Here is a 23,645-nt window from a genome sequence, read left to right as displayed (position 1 = left end):
CCGTTTAGGCGGCCCGATCGTTTTCACCATTCCTTTCAACGCCGGTTCGAGAGGCTTGTTCATGGCCGACCACGCAACCCACGACGCCCAGGCCCGCGCCAGCCTGCACCTCCTGGTGCGGGACATCGAGCGGGTCCGCCGGCAGGTGGACGCGCTGCGCACCCTGACCGCTCAGCTCGGCAACGTCTACCGGCCGCGCCGTACGGGCCCCTCCGCGGGCTTCGTCGTCTACGGGCGCGCGCCGGCGCCGACCGTGCGTCTCGCCCAGGAGCTGCGGGACAGCGTCGAGACCCTCGTCACGGCAGCGGTGGACTTCGACCGCTCGCTGGGTTTCTCGTGGGACGCGGTGGGTTCGGCGCTCGGCGTCACCAAGCAGGCGGTGCACCGCCGTTACGGCGCCCGGCGGACGACCGCGCAGTCCACCGCCGAAGGCGGAGAAACGGTCCGCACAGCAGAAACGTCAGCGGCCCGCGCCGTCACCGGTGCGCCCGGCCTGCCCAGCACGCCCGCCGCCGTCCCGTCCGTCCCCGCTGCCCGGTCCATCCCCGGCCAGCCCACCACGGCAACCAGGGAAGAAGCTCGTCCCGGCGCCTTCCCCGGCCCCCGCAACGGCTGACCCGCGCCCTTCCCGCCGCCGCCCCGGACCGGCCCACCGGCCCCCGGGGCGGCGCCGTGTCCGCGCACATCGCCCGCCCCCGCTCCCATCACCACCGGACGAAACAGCCCCCACCGCCCCACCCCTCACCGTGCCCAGCCGGCTCACGCAACGAGCGGCACCCCGCACCACCGGCCCGCCCGCAGCCCTCCGCCCCTCACCGGACCCCGCCGCGAACACCACCCACGCCACAACCAGCACCCCACACCACCACCCCGACCGCAACCCTCCGCCCCCCCACCGGACCCGGCCACGAACACCACCCACGCCACCACCCCAACCACAGCTCTCCGCCCCTCACCCCACATCCGGCGGATCGATTCGCACCCGCACGGCTTCTCCCTCCCGTTTCACCAGCCGGGCGGCCTGCGCCGCCTTGAGTGCCGCCGCCAGGGCCGCGCCCTGCCCGGGCCGTACGCGTACCAGGGCGCGCTCCCACTCCTCGCCCGGCGGCGGATCGCCCGCCCTGCGCGGCCGGGCGGGGTCGGGTACGGGGAGCGTCACGGGCCCCAACACCTCGGCGCCCTGCGGGAGTTCGGCACCGCGGATCAGTTCCGCGACGTCCTCGGCCCGGCCCGTCACCGACGCCATCCGCGATACGGGCGGGAAGCCCAGCTCGGCCCGCTCGGCGAGTTCGCGTACCGCGTGCCCGGCCGGGTCCCAGCGCACCAGCGCCTGCACCGGGCGCAGCGTGGGCTCAGCGATCACGACGACCGTGCCGCCCTCCTCGTGTCCGCGCACCAGCGCCGCGGCGCCCAGCCAGCGCCGCAGCGCCTCCTCGTCCGCCCGCAGATCGGGCCGCCCCAGCAGCGCCCAGCCGTCCAGCAGCAGCGCCGCGGCATAGCCGCCCTCGGCCACCGGCTCCGCGCCGGGCGTGCTCACCACCAGCGCGGGCGCGCCCGGCACCGAGGTCAGGACGTGGTCCCGCCCCGAGGTGCGCACCGGGACCGCGGGGAACGCCCGCCCCAGCTCCTCGGCCGTACGCCGCGCGCCCACTACCTGGGCCCGCAGCCGCCTGCCGCCGCACTCCGCGCAGTGCCACTCCTCCTCACCCCTGCCGCACCATCCGCAGCGCAGCTCCCCGGCCGCCTGCGCCTCCAGGGGGCCCGCGCAGGCCCGGCAGCGGGCGGGCTCACGGCACCGCTCGCAGGCCAGCCGGGGGGCGTACCCGCGCCGGGGCACCTGCACCAGCACCGGCCCGCTCTTGAGCCCCTCGCGCACCACCTGCCACGCCATGGTCGGCAGCCGGGCGGCCCGGGCCGCCGCGTCCCGCGCCTCGTCGCCGTCGCCGACCGTGCGGACCAGCGGCGCTGCGGCCCGTACCTGCTCCCGGGCCGCCGCCAGCGGCCGGGCCCAGCCCGTCTCGACCAGCTGCGCCGCCTCGACCGTGCAGCTCAGCCCGCCCAGCAGGAAGCCCGCCCGCTCCGTACGTGCCCGCTGGAGCAGCACCTCTCGGGCGTGCGGCTGCGGGGCGTGCGGGTCGCTGTGGCTGGAGTCGCCGTCGTCCCAGATGGCCACCAGGCCCAAGTCCCGCACCGGCGCGAACATCGCCGCGCGCGTACCGATCACGGCCCGCACCGAGCCGCGGCTCACCGCCAGCCAGCGGCGATAGCGCTCCTCGGGCCCGCACTCGGCGCTGAGCACCACATGCCGCCCGGCCCCGATCAGCTCCTCGAGCGCGGCATCCACCCGCGCCGCGGCCCGCCCGTCGGGTACGACCGCCAGCGCCCCGCGCCCGGAGGCCAGCGTCGCGGCCACCGCGCGCGCCAGCTCCTGCGGCCACTGCGGCCCCGGCAGCGCCGTCCACACCGCCCGCGGCGACTCCCCGCTCCCCAGCGCCTGAAGGAACCCGGCCCCCGCCGGATACCTCGCCCAACTCCCCACCTCCGGCGGGCTGTTGGGCGGCAGCGGCTCCGGCGAGGCCTTCGCCTCCGCGCGCGCCCGCCGCGGCGGAACCGCCAGCTGCACCACATCGGCGAGCGTGCCCGCGTACCGGTCCGCGACGGCCCGGCACAGCGCCAGCAGCTTTGGCGTCAGCACCGGCTCCGGCGACAGGACCTGCGCGAGCGGCGCGAGCACCCCCCGGAACTCACTCTCCGCACACCGCTCCACCACGAACCCGCTGACCAGCCGCCCCCCTTCGCGCCGGCCGCCCTTCTCCCCCGCCCCGAACCGCACCCGCACCCGCACCCCGGGCTGCGCCTCGGCATCCATCGCCGCAGGCACGGCGTAGTCGAAATACCGGTCCAGGTGCACCAGGCCCTTGTCCACCAGCACCCGCGCCACCGGCAGCTCGGGCGCCAGCGCGGCCCCCCGCCACGTACGCGGCTTCGCCCGCGCCGCCTTGCTCTCCCGCACCGTCTCCCGAATCAGCGCAAGCTGCTCCGGCTCCTCACCCGCCCCCACTCCCCGACCCCCATCTCCGCTGCTCACAGCACCAGTCTTAGCAGACCCCACCGACACCGGGCCGCTCCGACCGCGCCCGCCCACACCGTCTCAAGCCCCTCTCGACATCCCCTCCCGCGTCCGCTTCCCTTCCGAACTGGAAACGGGAAACACCCCCACCCGCCTTGTCCCGCCCCGCCGCCTGCCGCACGCTGACTCGCAACGCTCGTCGGCTGCCCGCGCGGACAGATACGGAGGTCGAAGTGGTGCAGCAGCCGCACGAGTTCGGACAGGAGCTCCGCCGCAGGCGCCTGGCGGCCGCCCTCTCCCTGCAACAGCTGGGCAAGTTGGTGCACTACAGCAAATCCCAGCTGAGCAAAGTGGAACGCGGGCTCAAAGCGCCCACCCGCGAGCTGGCCATCATCTGCGACGCCCGGCTCTCGGCCGATGGCGCGCTCACGCGCCTGGTGCCGCCCCCCATGGCCGCGGCGCCGTTGCCGCAGTTACCGGAACCCCGTCACGACGGTGAGGTGTGGTTGATGCACTTGGACAAGGACGGCACGGGCTCGTTCCGCTCGGTCGGCCGCCGGACGGTCATCACGGCGGGTGCTGCTTCGGTGCTCGCCCTCGGCACAGCCGACACGAACAGCGTGACCGAGGACGGCGCGGCCAATGTGGTCGACGCCTCGCTTTCTCTGTTCACCCAGTTCCGCCGCCTGGGCCAGTCCTCGGGCCCTGGCCTCGTCCTGCCCCCGCTGATCGCTCAGGCGCACAGCCTGGAACAGCTGGCCACCCGCTGCGGAGCCCGTACGCGTGCCAAGCTGCTGGTACTGGCCTCTCGGTATGCGGAATACGCGGGCTGGATGGCCCAGGAAGCAGGCAACGACGAGGCAGCGCTGTGGTGGACCGACCGGGCGGTGAAGCTGGCAGCCACCGGCAATGACCGTGCCCTGGCCACGTATGCCCTGGCCCGCCGTTCCCTCATCAGCCTCTTCCGTGGCGATCCGACCCGGGCCGCCGGTCTCGCCGAGCGAGCACTCGCGGGCACCGCACCACCCCGCATCCGAGGCCTGGCCGCGCAGACTCTCGCCCAGAGCCAGGCCGTCCTCGGCGACCACCGCGCATGTATGCACAGCCTCGACCGCGCCCGCGACCTGCTCGGACAGGAGCCGCCCGAACCCTCGGCCCCGGTGATCGGCGCCTCGCATCTACCCGATGTGGTGTCGATGTTCACAGGATGGTGCCTGTACGAGCTGGGCCGCCCGGCACAGGCCGCCGAGGTCCTGGACCGGGAGACGGCCAGGCTCCCCGCTCACGCCCTGCGCACCCGCTCCCGCTACGGCGTGCGCCGCGCCCTGGCCCACGCCTCCGCCGGAGAACTCGACCACGCCTGCTCACTGACCGAGGACCTCCTCGGCTCGGTGACGCTGGTGCACTCCGCGACGATCACGGCCGACCTGCGGCGGCTCTCACGGATCCTGCTGCGGCACCCGCGCAACGCCTCGGTCCGGGCGCTGGACCCCCGGCTCTCGACGACCCTGAGCTCACTCCCGGCCTGACCTGCGCCTGCTTCCTCCATCCACCCCACCGACGCACTTACCGGAAGGGACAGCACGCCATGCACGAGGTGTTCATCAACTACCGCACCAAGGACGGCAAAGAAACAGCCTGCCTCATCGATCAGGCACTGTCCGAACGGTTCGGCAAGAACAGCGCCTTCCTCGCCAACAAATCCATTCCCCCTGGCGCCAAGTACGAGCGCATCATGCTCGGCGCCGTGCGGCGCAGCTGTGTGCTGCTCGCCCTCATGGGCGACGGCTGGTTGAACGCCCCCGACCGCGAATGTCCGGGCCAGCGGGCCCTGGACAACGAGAACGACTGGGTACGCCGGGAGATCGAGGAAGCGCTGGCCTGCGGCGTACTGGTCGTCCCTCTGCTGCTCGGCCGACATGTGGAACAGCTCGATCCGCGGACTCTGCCGCCGTCGATGGCCGAGCTGGCGGAGTGCCAGTACGAACGCTTCCTCCTCAATGACCGGCAGGCCGATCTGGCACGGCTGGGCGACCGGCTCACCGCACAGGTACCGGAGCTCGCCGCCCTGGACACCGCAGCATCCGCAGCACGGCCTGCGCCGCAGGACCCGCCGCATGCCCCCGGCCCCGGCCCCGGTGTACGCAACGAGGGCCAGAGCGGCGGCATCGGCATGCTGCACGGCACTCTCGGCACCTTCGTCAACGAAGCCAACGCACCCCTGCACACCGGCAGTGGCGACCAGATCGACACCCAGATCAACGGTGAAGGCACCACGCACATCTCGGGCGACAACCACGGTCCGATCCAGCACCGGTTCGGCTCCTCCCGCCGCTACCGGGGAGACAGCCGATGACCGACCACCTCGGCTCCCACATCTCCCAGGCCCACGGCGCGGTGCACTCCGGCCCCGGCGACCAGTACAACCTCAACTTCGACGCAGCGGCGTTCCGCCTCTCCACTCCCCGGGCGAAAGCCTCCCTGGCCATCGCCTACGACGACCGGCTGTGGCTCCACCAGCGCTTCGTCTACCCACCCGGATTACGCCGGGCACGAGACCTGCTGCGCGACCGCAGTGCCGTGCTGCTCACCGGGCAACCCGGAAGCGGCCGCAGGGCCGCCGCGCTGATACTCCTGCACGAGCTCTCCGAAGGCGCGGGCAACTTCCACGAATTGCCCGACACAGCAGACGACACCACCGATCGCGCACTGGACCCCGCACTGATCGGCGAGCGCGACCGCCTGCTGCTGGACCTCTCCAACAGCGACACTCCGCGCTACAACGCCGTGCAGGCGGAGCTCTCCGACTTCCGGACCGTGGTGGAACGCCGCAGCGCACGCCTCGTAGTCGTCCTGCCCCAGCATCTGGGATACCTCCAGCACGCCGAACTCCACGGCCTCACCACCGACATCGAGCGCCCCCGTGGTGCGGCGGTGCTGATGCGACACCTGCGCCTGGAAGGCATCCGCCCCGAACCGGCCGACGTCACCGCACCGCAGCTCGCCCAGTACCTGGCCGAGGCTCCGCTGCGCGACGTCGCCCGGCTCGCGGACCTCATCCGCCGCGAGCGGGACGCGGTCGGTGCGGTGGGTACGTTCTGCCAGTGGCGCGACCGGGCGATGACGGCCCGGGCCGCTCACCACCGCCCCCAGGTCGCCGACTTCCTCGCCGCGCTGACCGGCCGCCAGCGGGTCCTGGCCTTCAGCCTCGCCATGTTCCACGGCTGCGCCCCCGACACCGTCTTCCGGGCCGCGGCCGGCCTGCAGGGCATCATCGGCCCGCCCCCGGACGAGCGCCCGCGCCTCGAGCACACCGACCTCACGGCCGAGTTCAAGGCCATCACCGCCGGAACGGAGAAGGATGGCGGGGTCCGCTTCCGCGTGGTCGGCTATGACGCCGCCATCCGCGCTCACTTCTGGACGTACTTCCCCGACCTGCGCGAACGGTTCCGCAACTGGGTGCGGGACTGTGTGAACCGGCGCGAGCTGCACCAGGACGAACGATCCGCACTGATCAGCCGCTTCGCCGAGCAGTGCCTGGCGAACCAACGCCCCTCGGACCTGTGGTGGCTGGCCGAACAATGGACCCGGCATCCGGGAGGACGGCTGCTGCCGGACGCATCCCAGGCGCTGGCGGAGGGCCTCGAACATGACGAGCACGGCAGGGCGTTCCGGCAGAAGATCTACGACTGGTCGCTGGAGGCCGGGACGTCCAGGGACCTTCGCCAAGCCCTCGTCCTGGTCTGTGCCCGAGTGATGGCTGTGCGCCACCCGGATCAGGCACTGGTACGGCTGCACCACCTCACCCGGGCCTCACATCCCGGCGAGAGCAAGGAACTGGAAGCACTCATCGGCCTCGCACGCAGCAGCGACAGGCTCTTCCGCCTACTCCTGGGCCGCCTGCAGCCGGAGCGCCACCCGGCCGACTCCGGCATCCTGCTGGCGCTGGCCGCGGTGGCCTGCCGCACTCGGCGGCTGTTCGTCAGCCTGGCGACACGCGAGCGTCTGACCACCGGCTGGGCAGCCGTGCTGCGCCATCACCCGTACCAGGAATGGCGAGGACACCTCGCGGACTGGCTGACAGGTGCCCTGGCGAGCGGCACGCACCGCGATGCCTTGCTCGATGTGGTGGTGAGCGCCGCCGCACCGACCCCCGGAATCCTTGCCCGTCTCCACGTCGTCGCCCGCGACTGGGCATCCGCGGCCCCCTCCGAGGCGGAGCAGCGCGGCGCGCTCACCTCCGCCCTGGCCCGCCGCATCGACGCCGCCGAGGGCCTTGAGCCCGCCGTCCCCAGCATGTGACACCGCCCCGGAGATCTCGCCATGAGTTCTGGCCACAAGACCGTGACGGCCTTTCTCACCCTCATTTGCGCACTGCTCCTGGTCATTATCGGGCTGTGCCTGCACTGGCCCAGATGGGCCTGGCCGGCACTGGCCTCCGTACTGCTCGCCGGCGCGACCGTCACCGTCGTGGTCACCCGCAGACAGCGTGCATCGATTCCGCGGGAATTCCTCCCGGATCCGGACCTGCCGATTCCGCCCGTGGAGCGCTGGGAACGGACCGTGAGTGGAGTCGCTCTGCCCAGCGCCGTGGAGGACTACGACTTCCTCTTCTCCGCCACGGTCCGCTGGCGCCCCGTGGAGGGCCCAAGCGGGACGGCGCATATCAACGCGGGAGGCCTGGCAGTGGATGCCGTCCTCACCCGTGCCCAGGAGATCACCGCTCAGCAGTTTCCGTACCGCAGCACCCTCGCCCAGCATCAACTCGACGGCGCCCTCGGCATGATGCGGCTCGACGCATCGGGCCTGGTGGAGGCAATGGCCGAGAACGTCACGCTTCAGCTGTCCGACGCTGACCAGGACCGGCTCACCAAGCTCTCGACCGTGCGCAAGAACGAGGATGTCTGGGAGCACGAGCGCAACTACGAGCGCAGCAAACGCACCTACTTGGGCAACGAAGTGCTCAAGGACACCGGAAGCGCTGTGGTCTGGTGGATGGCCAAGCACGACGACCGGGTGGAAAAGACGGTGGATCTGATCGGCCCGCTCGCCCAGCTGTCCTCGGCGGCCAACAACAGGGCGATCCCTGAGCTGTTCCGTCACCTCGTACCGCAGCCCGACAACACCGCAGCCGAGCCGTCCGGAACAACGATGAACGGCCACCCTTTCGCCTACGGGGGGCCGTTCGCCGACTCCGCCTCGCCGAACGGTCATCCGCCCCCGCATGAGCCGGCAGAACCAGGCGTGCCGGAGGCACTGGAATTCCTGATGAGCGGCGCCGGTCTGCACGACGACGCCGTACGCGCGCTCTTCGCCCGACGCGTCGCGGACTATCTGGCCGCGATGGACTGCGCGGACGCGGCCACGGCCGTACGCGAGCGCTTCGACTCCCCCGAACCGCCCTCCGGCACCAGTCCCACCGACGAACCACCCGCAGAAACAGACCGCCCGGAATCCGGCGAAGGACAGGACCACCGGGAAGAACCGTGAGGCTTGTGGCACCGCCCCGCGCCCAAGCCCCCATACGCGTACGGCCCCGAACCGCCGGAGCGGTTCGGGGCCGTATGAACGGCGATGCGGGATTACAGGCCCGCGGCCTTGCGCAAGGCGTCCACGCGGTCGGTGCGCTCCCAGGTGAAGTCCTCCAGCTCACGGCCGAAGTGGCCGTAGGCGGCGGTCTGGGCGTAGATCGGGCGCAGCAGGTCCAGGTCGCGGATGATCGCGGCCGGGCGGAGGTCGAAGACCTCGGCGATGGCGTGCTCGATCTTGTCGGTGTCGATCGTGGCGGTGCCGAAGGTCTCCACGAACAGACCGACCGGCTCGGCCTTGCCGATCGCGTAGGCGACCTGGACCTCGCAGCGGGCGGCCAGGCCGGCCGCGACGACGTTCTTGGCGACCCAGCGCATCGCGTAGGCGGCCGAGCGGTCCACCTTGGAGGGGTCCTTGCCCGAGAAGGCACCGCCGCCGTGGCGGGCCATGCCGCCGTAGGTGTCGATGATGATCTTTCGGCCGGTCAGGCCGGCGTCGCCCATCGGGCCACCGATCTCGAAGCGGCCGGTCGGGTTGACCAGGAGGCGGTAGCCGTCGGTGTCCAGCTTGATGCCGTCCTCGACCAGCTGCTTGAGGACGTGCTCGACGACGAACTCGCGGATGTCGGGCGCGAGCAGGGAGTCCAGGTCGATGTCCGAGGCGTGCTGCGAGGAGACGACCACGGTGTCCAGGCGGACGGCCTTGTTGCCGTCGTACTCGATGGTGACCTGGGTCTTGCCGTCGGGGCGCAGGTAGGGGATCGTCCCGTTCTTGCGGACCTCGGACAGGCGGCGCGAGAGGCGGTGCGCGAGGTGGATCGGGAGCGGCATGAGCTCCGGGGTCTCGTCGCACGCGTAGCCGAACATCAGGCCCTGGTCGCCCGCGCCCTGCTTGTCCAGCTCGTCCTCGTCGCCCTCGACCCGCTTCTCGTACGCGGTGTCGACACCCTGGGCGATGTCGGGCGACTGTGCGCCGATGGAGACCGAGACGCCACAAGAAGCGCCGTCGAAGCCCTTCTTGGAGGAGTCGTAGCCGATCTCGAGGATCTTGGCACGCACGAGCGAGGCGATCGGCGCGTAGGCCTTCGTCGTCACCTCACCGGCGACGTGGACCAGGCCAGTGGTGATCAAGGTCTCGACGGCGACCCGGGACGTCGGGTCCTCCTTGAGGAGGGCGTCGAGAATGGTGTCGCTGATCTGGTCAGCGATCTTGTCGGGGTGACCTTCGGTCACAGACTCCGAGGTGAACAGGCGGCGGGACACATCGCTCCCTGGGGTTGCAGCGGCTGCTGGCTGAGCATTGGTGGAAAGGCTCGAGAGCTGCGCTCGGCTCGATCCACTGCCAGTTTATCGGTCATCTGCGGCGTTGGGGCACGCAGTCTCGGATTACATAGCCCCCGTGACCTGCGACACAGCGGCATCCGGTAGGACGATCACCCCTGGCGCCCGTCCGGGTCAAGGAGGTTTGCCGGATTTGGTGGGGCCGGTGGGGCGAATTCGAGACCGTGCGGGGATCGGCGCGAGGGCCGCACAAGAACCGGCGTGAGGATCAGCGCCAAGATCGGTGCCGGTCAGCCCGCGGAGGCGGGCAGGCGGGCCGCGACAAGGTCCCAGACCGTCTCGGCGAGGGCCTCCTTGGGGCCGTACGGCACCGGGGTCTCGGCCCCGTCCGCGGCCAGGATCACCGCTTCGTTCTCCGCCGAACCGAACGCCTTGTGCTCGCCGACCTCGTTGACGACCAGCAGGTCACAGCCCTTGCGGCGCAGCTTGGCGCGCCCGTTGTCCAGTACGTCGTCGGTCTCGGCCGCGAAGCCGACGACGACCTGTCCGGCCCGGGGCCGCTCGGCCGAGATCTCCGCGAGGATGTCCGGATTCCGCACCAGCGCGACCGGTTCCGGCTCCTGGCCGTCCTTTTTCTTGATCTTTCCGGTGGCGTAGGCGGCCGGCCGGAAGTCGGCGACCGCGGCCGCCATGACCACCGCGTCCGCGTCCTCGGCGGCCTTCAGCACGGCCTCGCGCAGCTGGACGGCCGTGCCGATGTGCACCACGTCCACGCCCGCCGGGTCGGGCAGCTCGGTGTTGCCCGCCACGAGCGTGACGCGGGCGCCGCGGGCCGCCGCGGCGCGGGCGAGCGCGTACCCCTGCTTGCCGGAGGAACGGTTTCCCAGGAAGCGCACCGGGTCCAGCGGCTCGCGCGTACCGCCCGCGCTGACGACCACATGGCGCCCGGCGAGGTCTTGCGCGAGCCCCTGCGGCCCGCGCGCCAGCACGCGCCGGCACAGCTCGAAGATCTCCACCGGGTCCGGGAAGCGCCCCTTGCCGGTGTCCACGCCGGTCAGCCGGCCCACGGCGGGCTCGATGACGATCGCGCCGCGGCGGCGCAGCGTGGCGACGTTCTCCTGGGTGGCGGGGTGCTCCCACATCTCGGTGTGCATCGCGGGCGCGAAGACGACCGGGCAGCGGGCGGTCAGCAGGGTGTTGGTGAGCAGGTCGTCGGCCAGGCCGTGGGCGGCCTTGGCGAGCAGGTCGGCGGTGGCGGGGGCGACCACGACGAGGTCGGCGCCCTGGCCGATGCGCACGTGCGGGACCTCGTGGACGGACTCCCACACCTCGGTGGAGGCCGGGTTGCCCGACAGCGCCGCCCAGGTCGCCTCGCCCACGAAGTGCAGGGAGGACGCGGTCGGTACGACGCGCACGTCGTGGCCCGACTCCGACAGCCGCCGCAGCAGCTCGCACGCCTTGTAGGCGGCGATCCCGCCGCTGACCCCGAGAACGACCTTCGGCTTGTCCACTGCCTCTCCCCTGCCGGCGAAACCTGCTGTACCCATGACACACCACAGGCCCGACAGCCGCGCTGCCGGGCCTGTGGCCGTAAAACCAGTGCTTACTGAGCCGGGCCCTCGACGGCCTCGGAGGTCAGCAGACCCGCGTTGATCTCGCGGAGCGCGATCGACAGCGGCTTCTCGTGGACGTGGGTGTCCACGAGCGGGCCCACGTACTCGAGCAGGCCCTCACCGAGCTGCGAGTAGTACGCGTTGATCTGGCGCGCACGCTTGGCGGCGTAGATCACCAGGCTGTACTTCGAGTCGGTCGCCTCAAGCAGCTCATCAATCGGCGGGTTGATGATGCCCTCGGGCGCGGTGATGGAAGAGGACACTCTCTGCCTTCCGATGGGGTTTAAAGATCACAGAACGTTCATCAAGGCTAGCAGCTCACGCGCCACGTCCTCGACGGAGGTGTTCACCAGGGTGGTATCGAATTCCGGCTCGGCCGCCAGCTCGACCTTGGCGGCCGCCAGACGGCGCTCGATGACCTCGGGGGCCTCGGTGCCGCGGCCGGTGAGCCGGCGGACCAGCTCCTCCCAGCTCGGCGGAGCCAGGAAGACCAGCTGCGCCTCCGGCATGGACTCACGGACCTGCCGCGCGCCCTGCAGATCGATCTCCAGCAGGACCGGCTCCCCGGCTTCCAGCCGGTCCAGGACCGCCTTCCGCGGGGTGCCGTAACGGTTGCCTGCGAACTCGGCCCACTCCAGCAGCTCGCCGTTGGCGACGAGCTTGTCGAACTCCTCGTCCTCGACGAAGAAGTAGTGGACACCGTGCCGCTCGCCGGGTCGCGGCTTGCGGGTGGTGGCCGACACCGAGAGCCAGACCTCGGGATGAACCTTGCGCATATGGGCGACAACCGTGCTCTTGCCGACCCCCGAGGGGCCGGAGAGCACGGTCAGCCGCGGACGATCACTCATGCAGCGATTATTCCAGCTTCACGGGCGTGCCAGGAAACCCGCCCGCGAGCCACTGGGGTCATTCAGGAGCCGGTGCTGCCGAACTCGCGCTCCAGGGCGGCGATCTGGTTGGTACCGAGACCGCGTACACGGCGGCTTTCGGAGATGCCGAGCCGCTCCATGATCTGCTTGGCGCGGACCTTGCCGACGCCGGGGAGGGACTCGAGGAGGGCGGAGACCTTCATCTTTCCGATGACGTCGTTCTCCTGGCCCTGCTTGATGACCTCGTGCAGGGAGGCGCCGGAGTGCTTGAGCCGATTCTTGACCTCGGCGCGCTCCCGGCGAGCCGCGGCGGCCTTCTCGAGCGCGGCTGCGCGCTGTTCAGGGGTAAGGGGCGGAAGAGCCACGCCTACGTCACCTCGGATGTAGAACTGTCGGATACGGACCGTGTGGAACCTAGTCGCCCCGCACCTGCGGAGCAACGAGCAACGCCCTTACGTGCGGTGCTCTCGTCGGAGACTAGCGGCCAAGGCGCTCTGAGTCAGCGAGAACAGCGGAAAAGTCCTGGTCAGACTCTGCTGACCAGGACATTTCGGGACGAAAGTCCCGGCCGATGGGCCGCTATCGGACGGCGGCGCGCACTTCGTCGGCGCATCGGGCCGCCGCATCGCGCAGCCCTGCGACGTCGGGACCGTGCCGAAGGACCCCCCGGCTCACACTCGGGACGACGTTGCGGACCGCGGTTTTGAAGACCTTGGGCAGGTCCGCCGGGGTCGCCCCCTGCGCGCCGATGCCGGGCGCCAGCAGCGGGCCGTCGATCTCCAGGTCGTAGGAGGACAGATCGCCGAGCGTGGCGCCCACGACGGCCCCGAAGGAGCCCATGGGTGCGCAGCCGGCGTTCTCGGCCTTGAGGTGGCCGAGCACGGTGGCCCCGACGGTGGTGCCGTCGGCCCGCACCGCGTGCTGGACCTCCTGGCCCTCCGGGTTGGAGGTCAGCGCCAGGACGAACACCCCGCAGCCGTTCTCGCGGGCCGTCTCGACGGCCGGGCGCAGCGACCCGAAGCCCAGGTACGGGCTGACCGTGACCGCGTCGGAGAACAGCGGGGAGGCCGGGTCGAGGTAGGTGGCGGCGTAAGCGGCCATGGTGGAACCGATGTCGCCGCGCTTGGCGTCCATCAGGACCAGCGCACCGGCCGCGCGGGCCTCGGCGACGGCCGTCTCCAGTACGGCGATGCCGCGCGAGCCGAAACGCTCGAAGAAGGCCGACTGCGGCTTGAGGACGGCGACGCGGCCGGCCAGCGCCTCGACAACCGTGCGCGTGAAGGTCTCCAGGCCCTGGATGTCGTCGTTCAGGCCCCAGTCGGCCAGCAGGGAGGCGTGCGGGTCGATGCCCACGCACAGCGGGCCGCGCTCGTCCATCGCGCGGCGCAGACGTGCGCCGAAGGGCTCCAGGGCACTCATGCGGACTTCCTCACGTCGGCGCCGACCGCGTCGGCGAGGGTGGCGTACGGGGAGGCGGCCAGGCGCGCGGCCAGGCCCTTGTGGATCGCGCGGGCGTAGAACGGGCCCTCGTAGATGAAGGCGCTGTAGCCCTGGATCAGCGTGGCGCCCGCCAGAATGCGCTGCCAGGCGTCCTCGGCGTTCTCGATGCCCCCGACACCCACGAGCACCAGGCGGTCCCCCACGCGGGCGTACAGGCGGCGCAGGACGGCCAGGGAGCGCTCCTTGACGGGCGCGCCGGACAGCCCGCCCGTCTCCTTGACCAGCTCGGGGTCGGACTTCAGGCCGAGGCCCTCGCGCGCGATGGTGGTGTTGGTGGCGATGATGCCGTCCAGGCCCAGCTCGACGGCCAGGTCGGCGACCGCGTCGACGTCCTCGTCGGCGAGGTCCGGAGCGATCTTGACCAGGAGCGGGACCCGGCGGCCCGGCACACTGCGGTCGGCGGCCTCGCGCACGGCGGTCAGCAGCGGGCGCAGCGCCTCGGTCGCCTGGAGGTTGCGCAGGCCCGGGGTGTTGGGCGAGGAGACGTTGACGACGAGGTAGTCCGCGTGGCGGGCGAGGCGCTCGGCGGACTTGACGTAGTCGGCGGCGGCCTCGGCCTCCGGGACGACCTTCGTCTTGCCGATGTTGACGCCGACGACGGTCTTGAAGACCGGCGTGCGCGCGCGCAGCCGCTCGGCGACGGCCGCCGAGCCCTCGTTGTTGAAGCCCATGCGGTTGATCAGCGCACGGTCCGGTACGAGCCGGAAGAGCCGCTTCTTGGGGTTGCCGGGCTGCGCCTCGCCGGTGACCGTACCGATCTCGATGTGGTCGAAGCCGAGCATCGACATGCCGTCGATGGCGACGGCGTTCTTGTCGAAGCCCGCGGCGAGGCCGAAGGGGCCGTGCATGCGCAGGCCGAGGGCCTTTGTGCGCAGTTCCTTGTAGCGGGGCGCCAGGACGGCCGCGACGAAGGTACGCAGCACGGGCACGCGGGCCGCCAGCCGGATCCAGCGGAAGGCCAGGTAGTGGGCCTTCTCGGGGTCCATCCGCTTGAAGACGAGCTGGAAGAAGAGCTTGTACATGTTCTCGATGTCCTCACGAAGAGGGGGACACCGTTTCCGGTGTCCCCCTCAGGGCTGCTAGTCGCGGGCCGCGGTCAGGTGCTCGGCGTGTTCCTGGAGCGAACGCACGCCCACGTCACCGTGGTTGAGGGCGTCGATGCCCTGGACGGCGGCGGCCAGCGCCTGGACCGTGGTCAGGCACGGGACGCTGCGCGCCACCGCGGCCGTACGGATCTCGTAGCCGTCCAGGCGGCCGCCGGTGCCGTACGGGGTGTTGACGATGAGGTCGACCTCGCCGCTGTGGATCAGCTGGACGATGGTCTTCTCGCCGCCCGGGCCCTCGCCCTCGGACTGCTTGCGCACGACGGTGGCGTTGATGCCGTTGCGCTTGAGCACCTCGGCCGTGCCGGAGGTGGCCAGCAGCTCGAAGCCGTGGGCGACCAGCTCACGCGCCGGGAAGATCATCGAGCGCTTGTCGCGGTTGGCGACGGAGATGAACGCGCGGCCCTTGGTGGGCAGCGGTCCGTACGCGCCCGCCTGCGACTTGGCGTACGCCGTGCCGAAGACGGTGTCGATGCCCATGACCTCGCCGGTCGAGCGCATCTCCGGGCCCAGCACCGTGTCCACACCGCGGCCGTGGATGTCGCGGAAGCGCGACCAGGGCATGACGGCTTCCTTCACCGAGATCGGCGCGTCCAGCGGCAGGGTGCCGCCGTCGCCGCTCTTGGGCAGCAGGCCCTCCTCGCGCAGCTCGGCGATGGTGGCGCCCAGCGAGATGCGGGCGGCGGCCTTCGCCAGCGGCACGGCGGTCGCCTTGGAGGTGAAGGGGACGGTACGGGAGGCGCGCGGGTTGGCCTCCAGTACGTAGAGGATGTCGCCGGCCATCGCGAACTGGATGTTGATCAGGCCGCGGACGCCGACGCCCTTGGCGATGCCCTCGGTCGAGGCGCGCAGCCGCTTGATGTCGAAGCCGCCGAGCGTGATCGGGGGCAGCGCGCAGGCGGAGTCGCCGGAGTGGATGCCGGCCTCCTCGATGTGCTCCATGACGCCGCCGAGGTAGAGCTCGTGGCCGTCGTAGAGCGCGTCGACGTCGATCTCGATCGCGTCGTCCAGGAAGCGGTCGACCAGGACCGGCCGGGTGGGGCTGATCTCGGTGGACTCGGCGATGTACGACTCCAGGCGGGCCTCGTCGTACACGATCTCCATGCCGCGCCCGCCCAGCACGTACGAGGGGCGTACGAGCACCGGGTAGCCGATCTCGTCGGCGATGGCCTTGGCGCCGGCGAAGGTGGTCGCGGTGCCGTGCTTGGGCGCGGGCAGCCCGGCCTCGGCCAGCACCCGGCCGAAGGCGCCGCGGTCCTCGGCGGCGTGGATGGCCTCGGGCGAGGTGCCCACGACCGGTACGCCGTTGTCCTTCAGGGCCTGCGAGAGGCCCAGCGGGGTCTGGCCGCCGAGCTGGACGACGACGCCCGCGATCGGTCCGGCCAGCGACTCGGCGTGCACGATCTCCAGCACGTCCTCGAGCGTCAGCGGCTCGAAGTACAGGCGGTCGGAGGTGTCGTAGTCGGTGGAGACGGTCTCCGGGTTGCAGTTGACCATCACGGTCTCGTAGCCCGCGTCGCTGAGCGCGAAGGAGGCGTGGACGCAGGAGTAGTCGAACTCGATGCCCTGGCCGATGCGGTTCGGGCCGGAGCCCAGGATGATCACCGCGGGCTTCTCGCGCGGGGCGACCTCGCTCTCCTCGTCGTAGGAGGAGTAGAAGTACGGGGTCTTGGCGGCGAATTCGGCGGCGCAGGTGTCGACCGTCTTGTAGACCGGGCGCACCCCGAGGGCGTGGCGCACCTCGCGCACGACGTCCTCGCGCAGGCCGCGGATCTCGGCGATCTGGGCGTCGGAGAAGCCGTGGTGCTTGGCCTCGGCGAGCAGCTCGGGGTCAAGCTTCTCGGCGGCGGCCAGCGCGTCGGCGATCTCCTTGATCAGGAAGAGCTGGTCGACGAACCAGGGGTCGATCTTCGTGGCGTCGAAGACCTCTTCCGGGGTGGCGCCGGCGCGGATGGCCTGCATGACGGCGTTGATGCGGCCGTCGGTGGGGCGCACCGCCTCGGCGAGCAGCTCGGCCTTGTCGCCGGGCTCGCCGACGAAGGTGAACTGGCTGCCCTTCTTCTCCAGGGAGCGCAGGGCCTTCTGGAGCGCCTCGGTGAAGTTGCGGCCGATCGCCATGGCCTCGCCGACCGACTTCATGGTCGTGGTCAGCGTGGAGTCGGCGGAGGGGAACTTCTCGAAGGCGAAGCGCGGGGCCTTGACCACGACGTAGTCGAGGGTGGGCTCGAAGGACGCCGGGGTCTTCTCGGTGATGTCGTTGGGGATCTCGTCCAGCGTGTAGCCGACGGCGAGACGCGCGGCGATCTTCGCGATCGGGAAGCCGGTGGCCTTGGAGGCCAGCGCCGAGGAGCGCGAGACACGCGGGTTCATCTCGATGACGATGATCCGGCCGTCGACCGGGTTGACCGCGAACTGGATGTTGCAGCCGCCGGTGTCGACGCCGACCTCGCGGATGATCGCGATGCCGATGTCGCGCAGCCGCTGGTACTCGCGGTCGGTGAGCGTCATCGCCGGGGCGACGGTGATCGAGTCACCGGTGTGCACGCCCATCGGGTCGAAGTTCTCGATGGAGCAGACGACCACGACGTTGTCGTTCTTGTCGCGCATCAGCTCCAGCTCGTACTCCTTCCAGCCGAGGATGGACTCCTCCAGGAGCACCTCGGTGGTCGGCGAGAGGGTGAGGCCCTGGCCGGCGATGCGGCGCAGCTCCTCCTCGTCGTGCGCGAAGCCGGAGCCGGCGCCGCCCATGGTGAAGGAGGGGCGGACCACGACCGGGTAGCCGCCCAGCTCGTCCACGCCCGCCAGGACGTCGTCCATGGAGTGGCAGATCACCGAGCGGGCGGACTCGCCGTGGCCGATCTTGGCGTTGACGGCCTCGACGACGCCCTTGAACAGGTCGCGGTCCTCGCCCTTGTTGATCGCCTCGACGTTGGCGCCGATCAGCTCGACGTTGTACTTCTCCAGGACACCGGCCTCGTGCATGGAGATCGCGGTGTTCAGGGCGGTCTGGCCGCCCAGCGTCGGCAGCAGCGCGTCGGGGCGCTCCTTGGCGATGATCTTCTCGACGAACTCCGGGGTGATCGGCTCGACGTAGGTGGCGTCGGCGATCTCCGGGTCGGTCATGATCGTGGCCGGGTTGGAGTTGACCAGGATGACGCGCAGGCCCTCGGACTTGAGGACCCGGCAGGCCTGGGTGCCGGAGTAGTCGAACTCCGCGGCCTGGCCGATGACGATCGGGCCGGAGCCGATGACCAGGACGGACTGGATATCGGAGCGCTTAGGCACGCTGGCCCTCCATCAGGGAGACGAAACGGTCGAAGAGGTACGCGGCGTCGTGCGGGCCCGCGGCTGCTTCGGGGTGGTACTGGACGCTGAAGGCCGGCTGGTCGAGCAGCTGGAGGCCCTCCACCACGTCGTCGTTGAGGCAGACGTGGGAGACCTCGGCGCGGCCGAAGGGGGTCTCGGAGACCTTGTCGAGCGGGGCGTCGACGGCGAATCCGTGGTTGTGCGCGGTGACCTCGACCTTGCCGGTCGTACGGTCCTGCACGGGCTGGTTGATGCCGCGGTGGCCGTACTTGAGCTTGTACGTACCGAAGCCCAGCGCGCGGCCCAGGATCTGGTTGCCGAAGCAAATCCCGAACAGCGGCGTCTTGCGCTCCAGGACGCCGCGCATGACGGAGACCGCGTGGTCGGCGGTGGCCGGGTCACCGGGGCCGTTGGAGAAGAACACGCCGTCGGGCCGGAGTGCGTACACGTCCTCGACGGTGGCGGTGGCGGGCAGCACGTGCACCTCGATGCCGCGCTCGGCCATGCGGTGCGGGGTCATGCCCTTGATGCCCAGGTCGATCGCGGCGACCGTGAACTTCTTGGTGCCGATCGCCGGTACGACGTACGCCTCCTTGGTCGCGACCTCCTGGGAGAGGTCGGCGCCCTTCATCTCGGGGGCGGCCTTGACCTTGGCCAGCAGCGCGGCCTCATCGGCCACGGCCTCGCCGGAGAAGATCCCGACGCGCATCGCGCCGCGCTCGCGCAGGTGGCGGGTGAGCGCGCGGGTGTCGACGCCGCTGATGCCGACGACGCCCTGCGCGGCCAGTTCCTCGTCCAGGGTGCGCACCGAGCGCCAGTTGGAGGGGATGCGGGCGGGGTCGCGTACGACGTAGCCGGAGACCCAGATGCGGGCCGACTCCGGGTCCTCGTCGTTGACGCCCGTGTTGCCGATGTGCGGGGCGGTCATGACGACGACCTGGCGGTGGTAGGAGGGGTCGGTCAACGTCTCCTGGTAGCCGGTCATGCCGGTGGAGAACACCGCTTCGCCGAAGGTCTCCCCCACGGCCCCGTAGGCGCGGCCGCGGAAGCTGCGGCCGTCCTCCAGGACGAGTACGGCGGGAACTTTCGCAGCTCCCCTGGTGGAGGTCGTCATCGTGCGCCTTCCGTCTGGATGTTCTCGGTGTGCTTGGTGGTACTGAGGTGGTTGATGGTCTCCACCCAGGCCGGGTGCTCATCGGCCTGGTCGGAGCGGAAGCCGGAGTCGATCTCCTTGTCCCCGTGCTTCCAGGTGATCACCAGCAGGCCGCCCTCGGGCAGGACCTTGCCGGCGATGCCGCGCTCCAGCCGGGCGCCGCGCAGCGCGGCGACCGGGACGAAGAAGTCCTGCGCCCCGGGTCGTACGACGGCCACACCCTGGTCCGTCAGGGTGAGCTCGGCGCGGCTGCGGGTGCCCAGGCCGTGCGCGACGATGCGGTCCAGCCACTGCCCCGCGGTGGTCGAGCCGTGGTAGCGGCCGCTCATCTCGCGGCGCGGCTCGCCGGCCGCCTCGGGCACGGCGGGCAGCTCGGGCAGGTCGCCCTGGAGCTTGCCGCGCCACTTCCAGCCCTCGCGCATCAGCCAGTAGACGAGCACGACGAACAGCAGCAGGCCGACCACCCAGGCGATGCGCGCGCCCCAGTTGGTGAGCTCCGCGGACTGCTGCTCCGCGGCGAGTTGGATCAGGGTCGTAGGAGGTGTCACGCCAGATTCCCGTCGAGTACCGTTGCCCGGCCCCGCAGGAAGGTGTGGGTGACGCGCCCCGGCAGCTCACGGCCCTCGTAGGGGGTGTTGCGGCTGCGGGAGGCGAAGCCCGCGGGGTCCACCACACCACGGTAAGCGGAATCCAGCAGGGTGAGGTTGGCGGGCTCGCCCGCCTCGACGGGACGGCCGTGGCCCTCCAGGCGGCCGATGTGGGCCGGGCGGAAGGACATCCGGTCGGCGACGCCCGCCCAGTCCAGCAGGCCGGAGTCGACCATCGTGTGCTGGACGACGGACAGCGCGGTCTCCAGGCCCACCATGCCCATGGCGGCGGCGCCCCACTCGCAGTCCTTGTCCTCGTGCGGGTGCGGGGCGTGGTCGGTGGCCACGCAGTCGATGGTGCCGTCGGCCAGCGCCTCGCGCAGCGCCAGGACGTCGGCCTCGGTGCGCAGCGGCGGGTTCACCTTGTAGACGGGGTTGTAGGACCGTACGAGCTCGTCGGTCAGCAGCAGGTGGTGCGGGGTGACCTCGGCGGTGACGTTCCAGCCCTTGGACTTGGCCCAGCGCACGATCTCCACCGAGCCGGCCGTGGACAGGTGGCAGATGTGCACCCGCGAGCCGACGTGCGCGGCCAGCAGCACGTCCCGGGCGATGATCGACTCCTCGGCGACGGCGGGCCAGCCGCCCAGGCCCAGCTCGGCGGAGACGATGCCCTCGTTCATCTGGGCGCCCTCGGTCAGCCGCGGCTCCTGGGCGTGCTGGGCCACGACACCGTCGAAGGCCTTCACGTACTCCAGCGCGCGCCGCATGATCACGGCGTCGTCCACGCACTTGCCGTCGTCGGAGAAGACCTTCACGCCCGCCGCGGAGTCGTGCATGGCGCCCAGCTCGGCGAGCTGCTTGCCCTCCAGGCCGACGGTCACGGCGCCGACCGGCTGTACGTCGCAGTAGCCGGACTCCTTGCCCAGGCGCCACACCTGCTCCACGACGCCGGCGGTGTCGGCGACGGGGAAGGTGTTGGCCATGGCGTGCACGGCGGTGTAGCCGCCGACCGCGGCGGCCTTGGTGCCGGTGAGCACCGTCTCGGAGTCCTCGCGGCCCGGCTCGCGCAGGTGGGTGTGCAGGTCCACCAGGCCCGGCAGCAGGATCTGCCCGTCGGCCTCGATGACCTGGGCGCCCTCGGCGCTCAGGCCGGTGCCCACCTCGGCGATGGTCTCGCCGTCGATCAGGACGTCCTGCGGCTCGCCGCCCAGGATCTTCGCCCCGCGGATAAGGATCTTGCTCATGGTTACTTGCCTTCCTCGGAGCGGGTGGTGATGGCGGGCTCGTTGCCGCCGAGAAGCAGGTAGAGGACCGCCATGCGGATGCTGACGCCGTTGGTGACCTGCTCGACGGCGGTGCAGCGCGGCGAGTCGGCGACCTCGGCGGTGATCTCCATGCCGCGGTTCATCGGGCCGGGGTGCATGACGATGGCGTGCTCGGGCATCCGCGCCATGCGGTCGCCGTCCAGCCCGTAGCGGCGCGCGTACTCGCGCTCGGTGGGGAAGAAGGCGGCATTCATGCGCTCGCGCTGGACGCGCAGCATCATCACCGCGTCGGACTTGGCGAGCACCGCGTCCAGGTCGTAGGAGACCTCGCAGGGCCAGTTCTCCACGCCGATGGGCACCAGGGTCGGCGGCGCGACCAGCGTCACCTCGGCGCCCAGGGTGGTCAGCAGGTGGACGTTGGAGCGGGCGACCCGGCTGTGCAGGATGTCGCCGACCACGGTGATGCGGCGCCCGGCCAGGTCCTGGCCCAGGCCCGCGTCCTGCCCCACCAGGCGGCGGCGCATGGTGAAGGCGTCCAGCAGCGCCTGGGTGGGGTGCTCGTGGGTGCCGTCACCGGCGTTGACGACCGAGCCGCCGATCCAGCCGGAGGTGGCCAGGCGGTGCGGGGCGCCGGAGTCGCCGTGCCGGATGACCACGGCGTCGGCGCCCATCGCCTCCAGGGTCAGCGCGGTGTCCTTGAGGGACTCGCCCTTGGAGACCGAGGACCCCTTGGCGGAGAAGTTGATGACGTCCGCCGAGAGCCGCTTGGCGGCGGCCTCGAAGGAGATACGAGTGCGGGTGGAGTCCTCGAAGAAGAGGTTGACGACGGTCCGTCCGCGCAGGGTGGGGAGCTTCTTGATCGGCCGGTCGGCGACCCGGGCCATCTCCTCGGCGGTGTCGAGGATCAGGACGGCGTCGTCGCGCGTGAGGTCGGCGGCCGAGATGAGGTGACGCTTCATCCGGTTTCTCCGTGGGTGAGGGAGGTATACGGGTATGTCCGTCGAGCAGGCATGGGTAGGAGCCCGGTGTCACCGGGTCCGTACGCGGGTGTGCTACTGCTCGCCGGCCGGGGCGGTCTGCTTGAGCCCGAGCAGCACGGCGTCGCGGCCGTCCTCCTCGGTGAGCTGGACCTTGACCGTCTCCCGCAGCGACGTGGGGAGGTTCTTGCCTACGTAGTCGGCGCGGATCGGCAGTTCGCGGTGGCCGCGGTCGACCAGGACCGCGAGCTGTACGGACCGCGGGCGCCCGATGTCGTTGAGCGCGTCCAGCGCGGCGCGGATCGTACGGCCCGAGAAGAGGACGTCGTCCACCAGCAGGACCACACGGCCCTCGATGCCGTCGCCGGGGATCTCGGTGCGGGCCAGCGTGCGGGCCGGGCCCAGCCGCAGGTCGTCGCGGTACATGGTGATGTCGAGCGAGCCGACCGGAATCTTGCGGCCGGTGATCTCCTCGAGCTTGGCGGCCAGCCGGCGGGCGAGGAAGACGCCGCGGGTGGGGATGCCGAGGAGCACCACGTCGTCGGCGCCCTTGGCGCGTTCGACGATCTCGTGGGCGATGCGGGTGAGCATGCGCGCGATGTCCGGGCCCTCAAGCACGGGGCGCGCCGGACCGGAACTCAAAACGTCCATACGAAACGGACCTCCTTCTCCGCCTCACGGGACGGACCTTAAAGGACGTCGGATTTACGTTCCCCACGTTACCAGGGGCGCGTGCGCCGCCGGTAAGCGACCCTGACGGGTGATGGTCTGACCCATTCGGCTTGACGAAGCCAAATTACGCTGCGTAACCTCACAGTGAGTTACGAGTCTTCGTCCGGGGAGCTATATGTCCAGCGAATACGCCAAACAGCTCGGGGCCAAGCTCCGCGCCATCCGCACCCAGCAGGGCCTCTCCCTTCACGGCGTCGAGGAGAAGTCCCAGGGCCGCTGGAAGGCAGTCGTGGTGGGTTCGTACGAGCGCGGCGACCGTGCCGTGACCGTACAGCGCCTGGCCGAGCTGGCCGACTTCTACGGCGTTCCGGTGCAGGAGCTGCTGCCGGGCACGACCCCGGGCGGCGCCGCCGAGCCGCCGCCGAAGCTGGTGCTGGACCTGGAGCGCCTCGCCCACGTCCCCGCCGAGAAGGCCGGCCCCCTGCAGCGCTACGCCGCCACGATCCAGAGCCAGCGCGGTGACTACAACGGCAAGGTGCTCTCCATCCGCCAGGACGACCTGCGCACCCTCGCGGTCATCTATGACCAGTCGCCCTCGGTCCTGACCGAGCAGCTGATCAGCTGGGGCGTGCTGGACGCGGACGCGCGCCGCGCGGTGTCGCACGAGGACCTCTGACACCCGGCCCACCGCCTGCAGAAACGTGCCGCCGCCCCGGACCGA

The 23,645-nt window shown here is 71.1% G+C and carries 20 protein-coding genes; 6 read left to right on the top strand and 14 right to left on the bottom strand.

The features are described 5' to 3' along the window. Positions 1-61 precede the first annotated feature (61 nt). A complete protein-coding gene (locus AC4IJH_RS08855) occupies positions 62-616 on the top strand; it encodes a hypothetical protein (RefSeq protein WP_490851004.1) in 555 nt (184 codons plus the stop codon). Between the two features lie 336 nt (positions 617-952). Here AC4IJH_RS08855 and AC4IJH_RS08850 read toward each other — a convergent pair whose 3' ends face one another. Next, entirely contained in the window at positions 953-3,088 is a 2,136-nt protein-coding gene (locus AC4IJH_RS08850; RefSeq protein ID WP_490851003.1) for a primosomal protein N', read from the bottom strand. A gap of 215 nt (positions 3,089-3,303) precedes the next feature. Here AC4IJH_RS08850 and AC4IJH_RS08845 point away from each other — a divergent pair, with 215 nt between their 5' ends. The 4 genes from AC4IJH_RS08845 to AC4IJH_RS08830 are packed head-to-tail and all read left to right on the top strand — an operon-like array spanning position 3,304 to position 8,560. After that, the gene (locus tag AC4IJH_RS08845) at positions 3,304-4,599 is read left to right on the top strand and encodes an NsdA family TPR-like regulatory protein (RefSeq protein ID WP_490851002.1); all 1,296 of its coding nucleotides are present in this window, start codon (positions 3,304-3,306) and stop codon (positions 4,597-4,599) included. A 59-nt stretch (positions 4,600-4,658) separates the two neighbouring features. Further along, complete coding sequence (locus AC4IJH_RS08840) at positions 4,659-5,426, top strand: TIR domain-containing protein (RefSeq protein WP_490851001.1); 768 nt, start codon at positions 4,659-4,661, stop codon at positions 5,424-5,426. Beyond that, positions 5,423-7,372, top strand: a complete 1,950-nt coding sequence (locus tag AC4IJH_RS08835) for an ABC transporter substrate-binding protein (protein ID WP_490851000.1) — start codon at positions 5,423-5,425, stop codon at positions 7,370-7,372. The genes AC4IJH_RS08840 and AC4IJH_RS08835 overlap by 4 nt, the downstream gene beginning before the upstream one ends. Before the next feature lie 21 nt (positions 7,373-7,393). Next, positions 7,394-8,560 carry a hypothetical protein gene (locus tag AC4IJH_RS08830; RefSeq protein WP_490850999.1) on the top strand — a complete coding sequence of 389 codons (1,167 nt, stop codon included), beginning with the start codon at positions 7,394-7,396 and terminating at the stop codon, positions 8,558-8,560. Positions 8,561-8,652: 92 nt separating this feature from the next. On the opposite strand, the gene metK is transcribed toward AC4IJH_RS08830, so the two are convergent. The 13 genes from metK to pyrR form a co-directional block, all read right to left on the bottom strand. Then, on the bottom strand, positions 8,653-9,861 hold the full coding sequence (metK, locus tag AC4IJH_RS08825; protein WP_490850998.1) for a methionine adenosyltransferase: 1,209 nt from the start codon (positions 9,859-9,861) through the stop codon (positions 8,653-8,655). 308 nt (positions 9,862-10,169) lie between these two features. Beyond that, positions 10,170-11,426 carry a bifunctional phosphopantothenoylcysteine decarboxylase/phosphopantothenate--cysteine ligase CoaBC gene (coaBC, locus tag AC4IJH_RS08820; RefSeq protein WP_490850997.1) on the bottom strand — a complete coding sequence of 419 codons (1,257 nt, stop codon included), beginning with the start codon at positions 11,424-11,426 and terminating at the stop codon, positions 10,170-10,172. Positions 11,427-11,482: 56 nt separating this feature from the next. Continuing rightward, the gene (gene rpoZ, locus AC4IJH_RS08815) at positions 11,483-11,755 is read right to left on the bottom strand and encodes a DNA-directed RNA polymerase subunit omega (protein ID WP_003982715.1); all 273 of its coding nucleotides are present in this window, start codon (positions 11,753-11,755) and stop codon (positions 11,483-11,485) included. 27 nt (positions 11,756-11,782) lie between these two features. Beyond that, a complete protein-coding gene (gene gmk, locus AC4IJH_RS08810; RefSeq protein WP_490850996.1) occupies positions 11,783-12,340 on the bottom strand; it encodes a guanylate kinase in 558 nt (185 codons plus the stop codon). 62 nt (positions 12,341-12,402) lie between these two features. Then, positions 12,403-12,726 carry an integration host factor gene (locus AC4IJH_RS08805; protein WP_490850995.1) on the bottom strand — a complete coding sequence of 108 codons (324 nt, stop codon included), beginning with the start codon at positions 12,724-12,726 and terminating at the stop codon, positions 12,403-12,405. A gap of 214 nt (positions 12,727-12,940) precedes the next feature. Then, a complete protein-coding gene (pyrF, locus tag AC4IJH_RS08800) occupies positions 12,941-13,780 on the bottom strand; it encodes an orotidine-5'-phosphate decarboxylase (RefSeq protein WP_490850994.1) in 840 nt (279 codons plus the stop codon). Next, positions 13,777-14,883 (bottom strand): quinone-dependent dihydroorotate dehydrogenase, encoded by a 1,107-nt coding sequence (locus AC4IJH_RS08795; RefSeq protein WP_490850993.1) that lies wholly within the window; start codon positions 14,881-14,883, stop codon positions 13,777-13,779. The genes pyrF and AC4IJH_RS08795 overlap by 4 nt, the downstream gene beginning before the upstream one ends. Positions 14,884-14,940: 57 nt before the next feature. Beyond that, positions 14,941-18,249, bottom strand: a complete 3,309-nt coding sequence (gene carB / locus AC4IJH_RS08790; protein WP_490850992.1) for a carbamoyl-phosphate synthase large subunit — start codon at positions 18,247-18,249, stop codon at positions 14,941-14,943. Next, entirely contained in the window at positions 18,242-19,384 is a 1,143-nt protein-coding gene (gene carA / locus AC4IJH_RS08785; protein WP_490850991.1) for a glutamine-hydrolyzing carbamoyl-phosphate synthase small subunit, read from the bottom strand. The genes carB and carA overlap by 8 nt, the downstream gene beginning before the upstream one ends. After that, positions 19,381-19,971, bottom strand: coding sequence for a PH-like domain-containing protein (locus AC4IJH_RS08780; RefSeq protein ID WP_490850990.1), 591 nt, complete (start codon positions 19,969-19,971; stop codon positions 19,381-19,383). Before AC4IJH_RS08780 ends, carA begins: the two co-directional genes overlap by 4 nt. Then, positions 19,968-21,254 carry a dihydroorotase gene (locus tag AC4IJH_RS08775; protein WP_490850989.1) on the bottom strand — a complete coding sequence of 429 codons (1,287 nt, stop codon included), beginning with the start codon at positions 21,252-21,254 and terminating at the stop codon, positions 19,968-19,970. The genes AC4IJH_RS08780 and AC4IJH_RS08775 overlap by 4 nt, the downstream gene beginning before the upstream one ends. Before the next feature lie 2 nt (positions 21,255-21,256). Then, complete coding sequence (locus tag AC4IJH_RS08770; RefSeq protein WP_490850988.1) at positions 21,257-22,234, bottom strand: aspartate carbamoyltransferase catalytic subunit; 978 nt, start codon at positions 22,232-22,234, stop codon at positions 21,257-21,259. A gap of 93 nt (positions 22,235-22,327) precedes the next feature. After that, complete coding sequence (gene pyrR / locus AC4IJH_RS08765) at positions 22,328-22,903, bottom strand: bifunctional pyr operon transcriptional regulator/uracil phosphoribosyltransferase PyrR (RefSeq protein ID WP_490850987.1); 576 nt, start codon at positions 22,901-22,903, stop codon at positions 22,328-22,330. Between the two features lie 196 nt (positions 22,904-23,099). Here pyrR and bldD point away from each other — a divergent pair, with 196 nt between their 5' ends. Next, positions 23,100-23,600, top strand: coding sequence for a transcriptional regulator BldD (gene bldD, locus AC4IJH_RS08760; protein ID WP_490850986.1), 501 nt, complete (start codon positions 23,100-23,102; stop codon positions 23,598-23,600). The last annotated feature ends 45 nt before the right edge of the window (positions 23,601-23,645 follow it).

This window comes from Streptomyces sp. UF-297, from assembly GCF_058245575.1.
The sequence above is the reverse complement of the archived record's forward strand: the minus strand, read 5'-3'. Positions and strand labels throughout refer to the sequence as shown.

Bases quoted from the DNA above. Each gene is read 5' to 3' on its own strand.
- gmk (WP_490850996.1), bottom strand. From the start codon at position 12,340: ATGAGTGATCGTCCGCGGCTGACCGTGCTCTCCGGCCCCTCGGGGGTC.
- carA (WP_490850991.1), bottom strand. From the start codon at position 19,384: ATGACGACCTCCACCAGGGGAGCTGCGAAAGTTCCCGCCGTACTCGTC.
- bldD (WP_490850986.1), top strand. From the start codon at position 23,100: ATGTCCAGCGAATACGCCAAACAGCTCGGGGCCAAGCTCCGCGCCATC.
- AC4IJH_RS08830 (WP_490850999.1), top strand. From the start codon at position 7,394: ATGAGTTCTGGCCACAAGACCGTGACGGCCTTTCTCACCCTCATTTGC.
- AC4IJH_RS08840 (WP_490851001.1), top strand. From the start codon at position 4,659: ATGCACGAGGTGTTCATCAACTACCGCACCAAGGACGGCAAAGAAACA.
- AC4IJH_RS08770 (WP_490850988.1), bottom strand. From the start codon at position 22,234: ATGAAGCGTCACCTCATCTCGGCCGCCGACCTCACGCGCGACGACGCC.
- pyrF (WP_490850994.1), bottom strand. From the start codon at position 13,780: ATGAGTGCCCTGGAGCCCTTCGGCGCACGTCTGCGCCGCGCGATGGAC.
- AC4IJH_RS08795 (WP_490850993.1), bottom strand. From the start codon at position 14,883: ATGTACAAGCTCTTCTTCCAGCTCGTCTTCAAGCGGATGGACCCCGAG.
- coaBC (WP_490850997.1), bottom strand. From the start codon at position 11,426: ATGGGTACAGCAGGTTTCGCCGGCAGGGGAGAGGCAGTGGACAAGCCG.
- AC4IJH_RS08855 (WP_490851004.1), top strand. From the start codon at position 62: ATGGCCGACCACGCAACCCACGACGCCCAGGCCCGCGCCAGCCTGCAC.
- AC4IJH_RS08835 (WP_490851000.1), top strand. From the start codon at position 5,423: ATGACCGACCACCTCGGCTCCCACATCTCCCAGGCCCACGGCGCGGTG.
- AC4IJH_RS08775 (WP_490850989.1), bottom strand. From the start codon at position 21,254: ATGAGCAAGATCCTTATCCGCGGGGCGAAGATCCTGGGCGGCGAGCCG.
- pyrR (WP_490850987.1), bottom strand. From the start codon at position 22,903: ATGGACGTTTTGAGTTCCGGTCCGGCGCGCCCCGTGCTTGAGGGCCCG.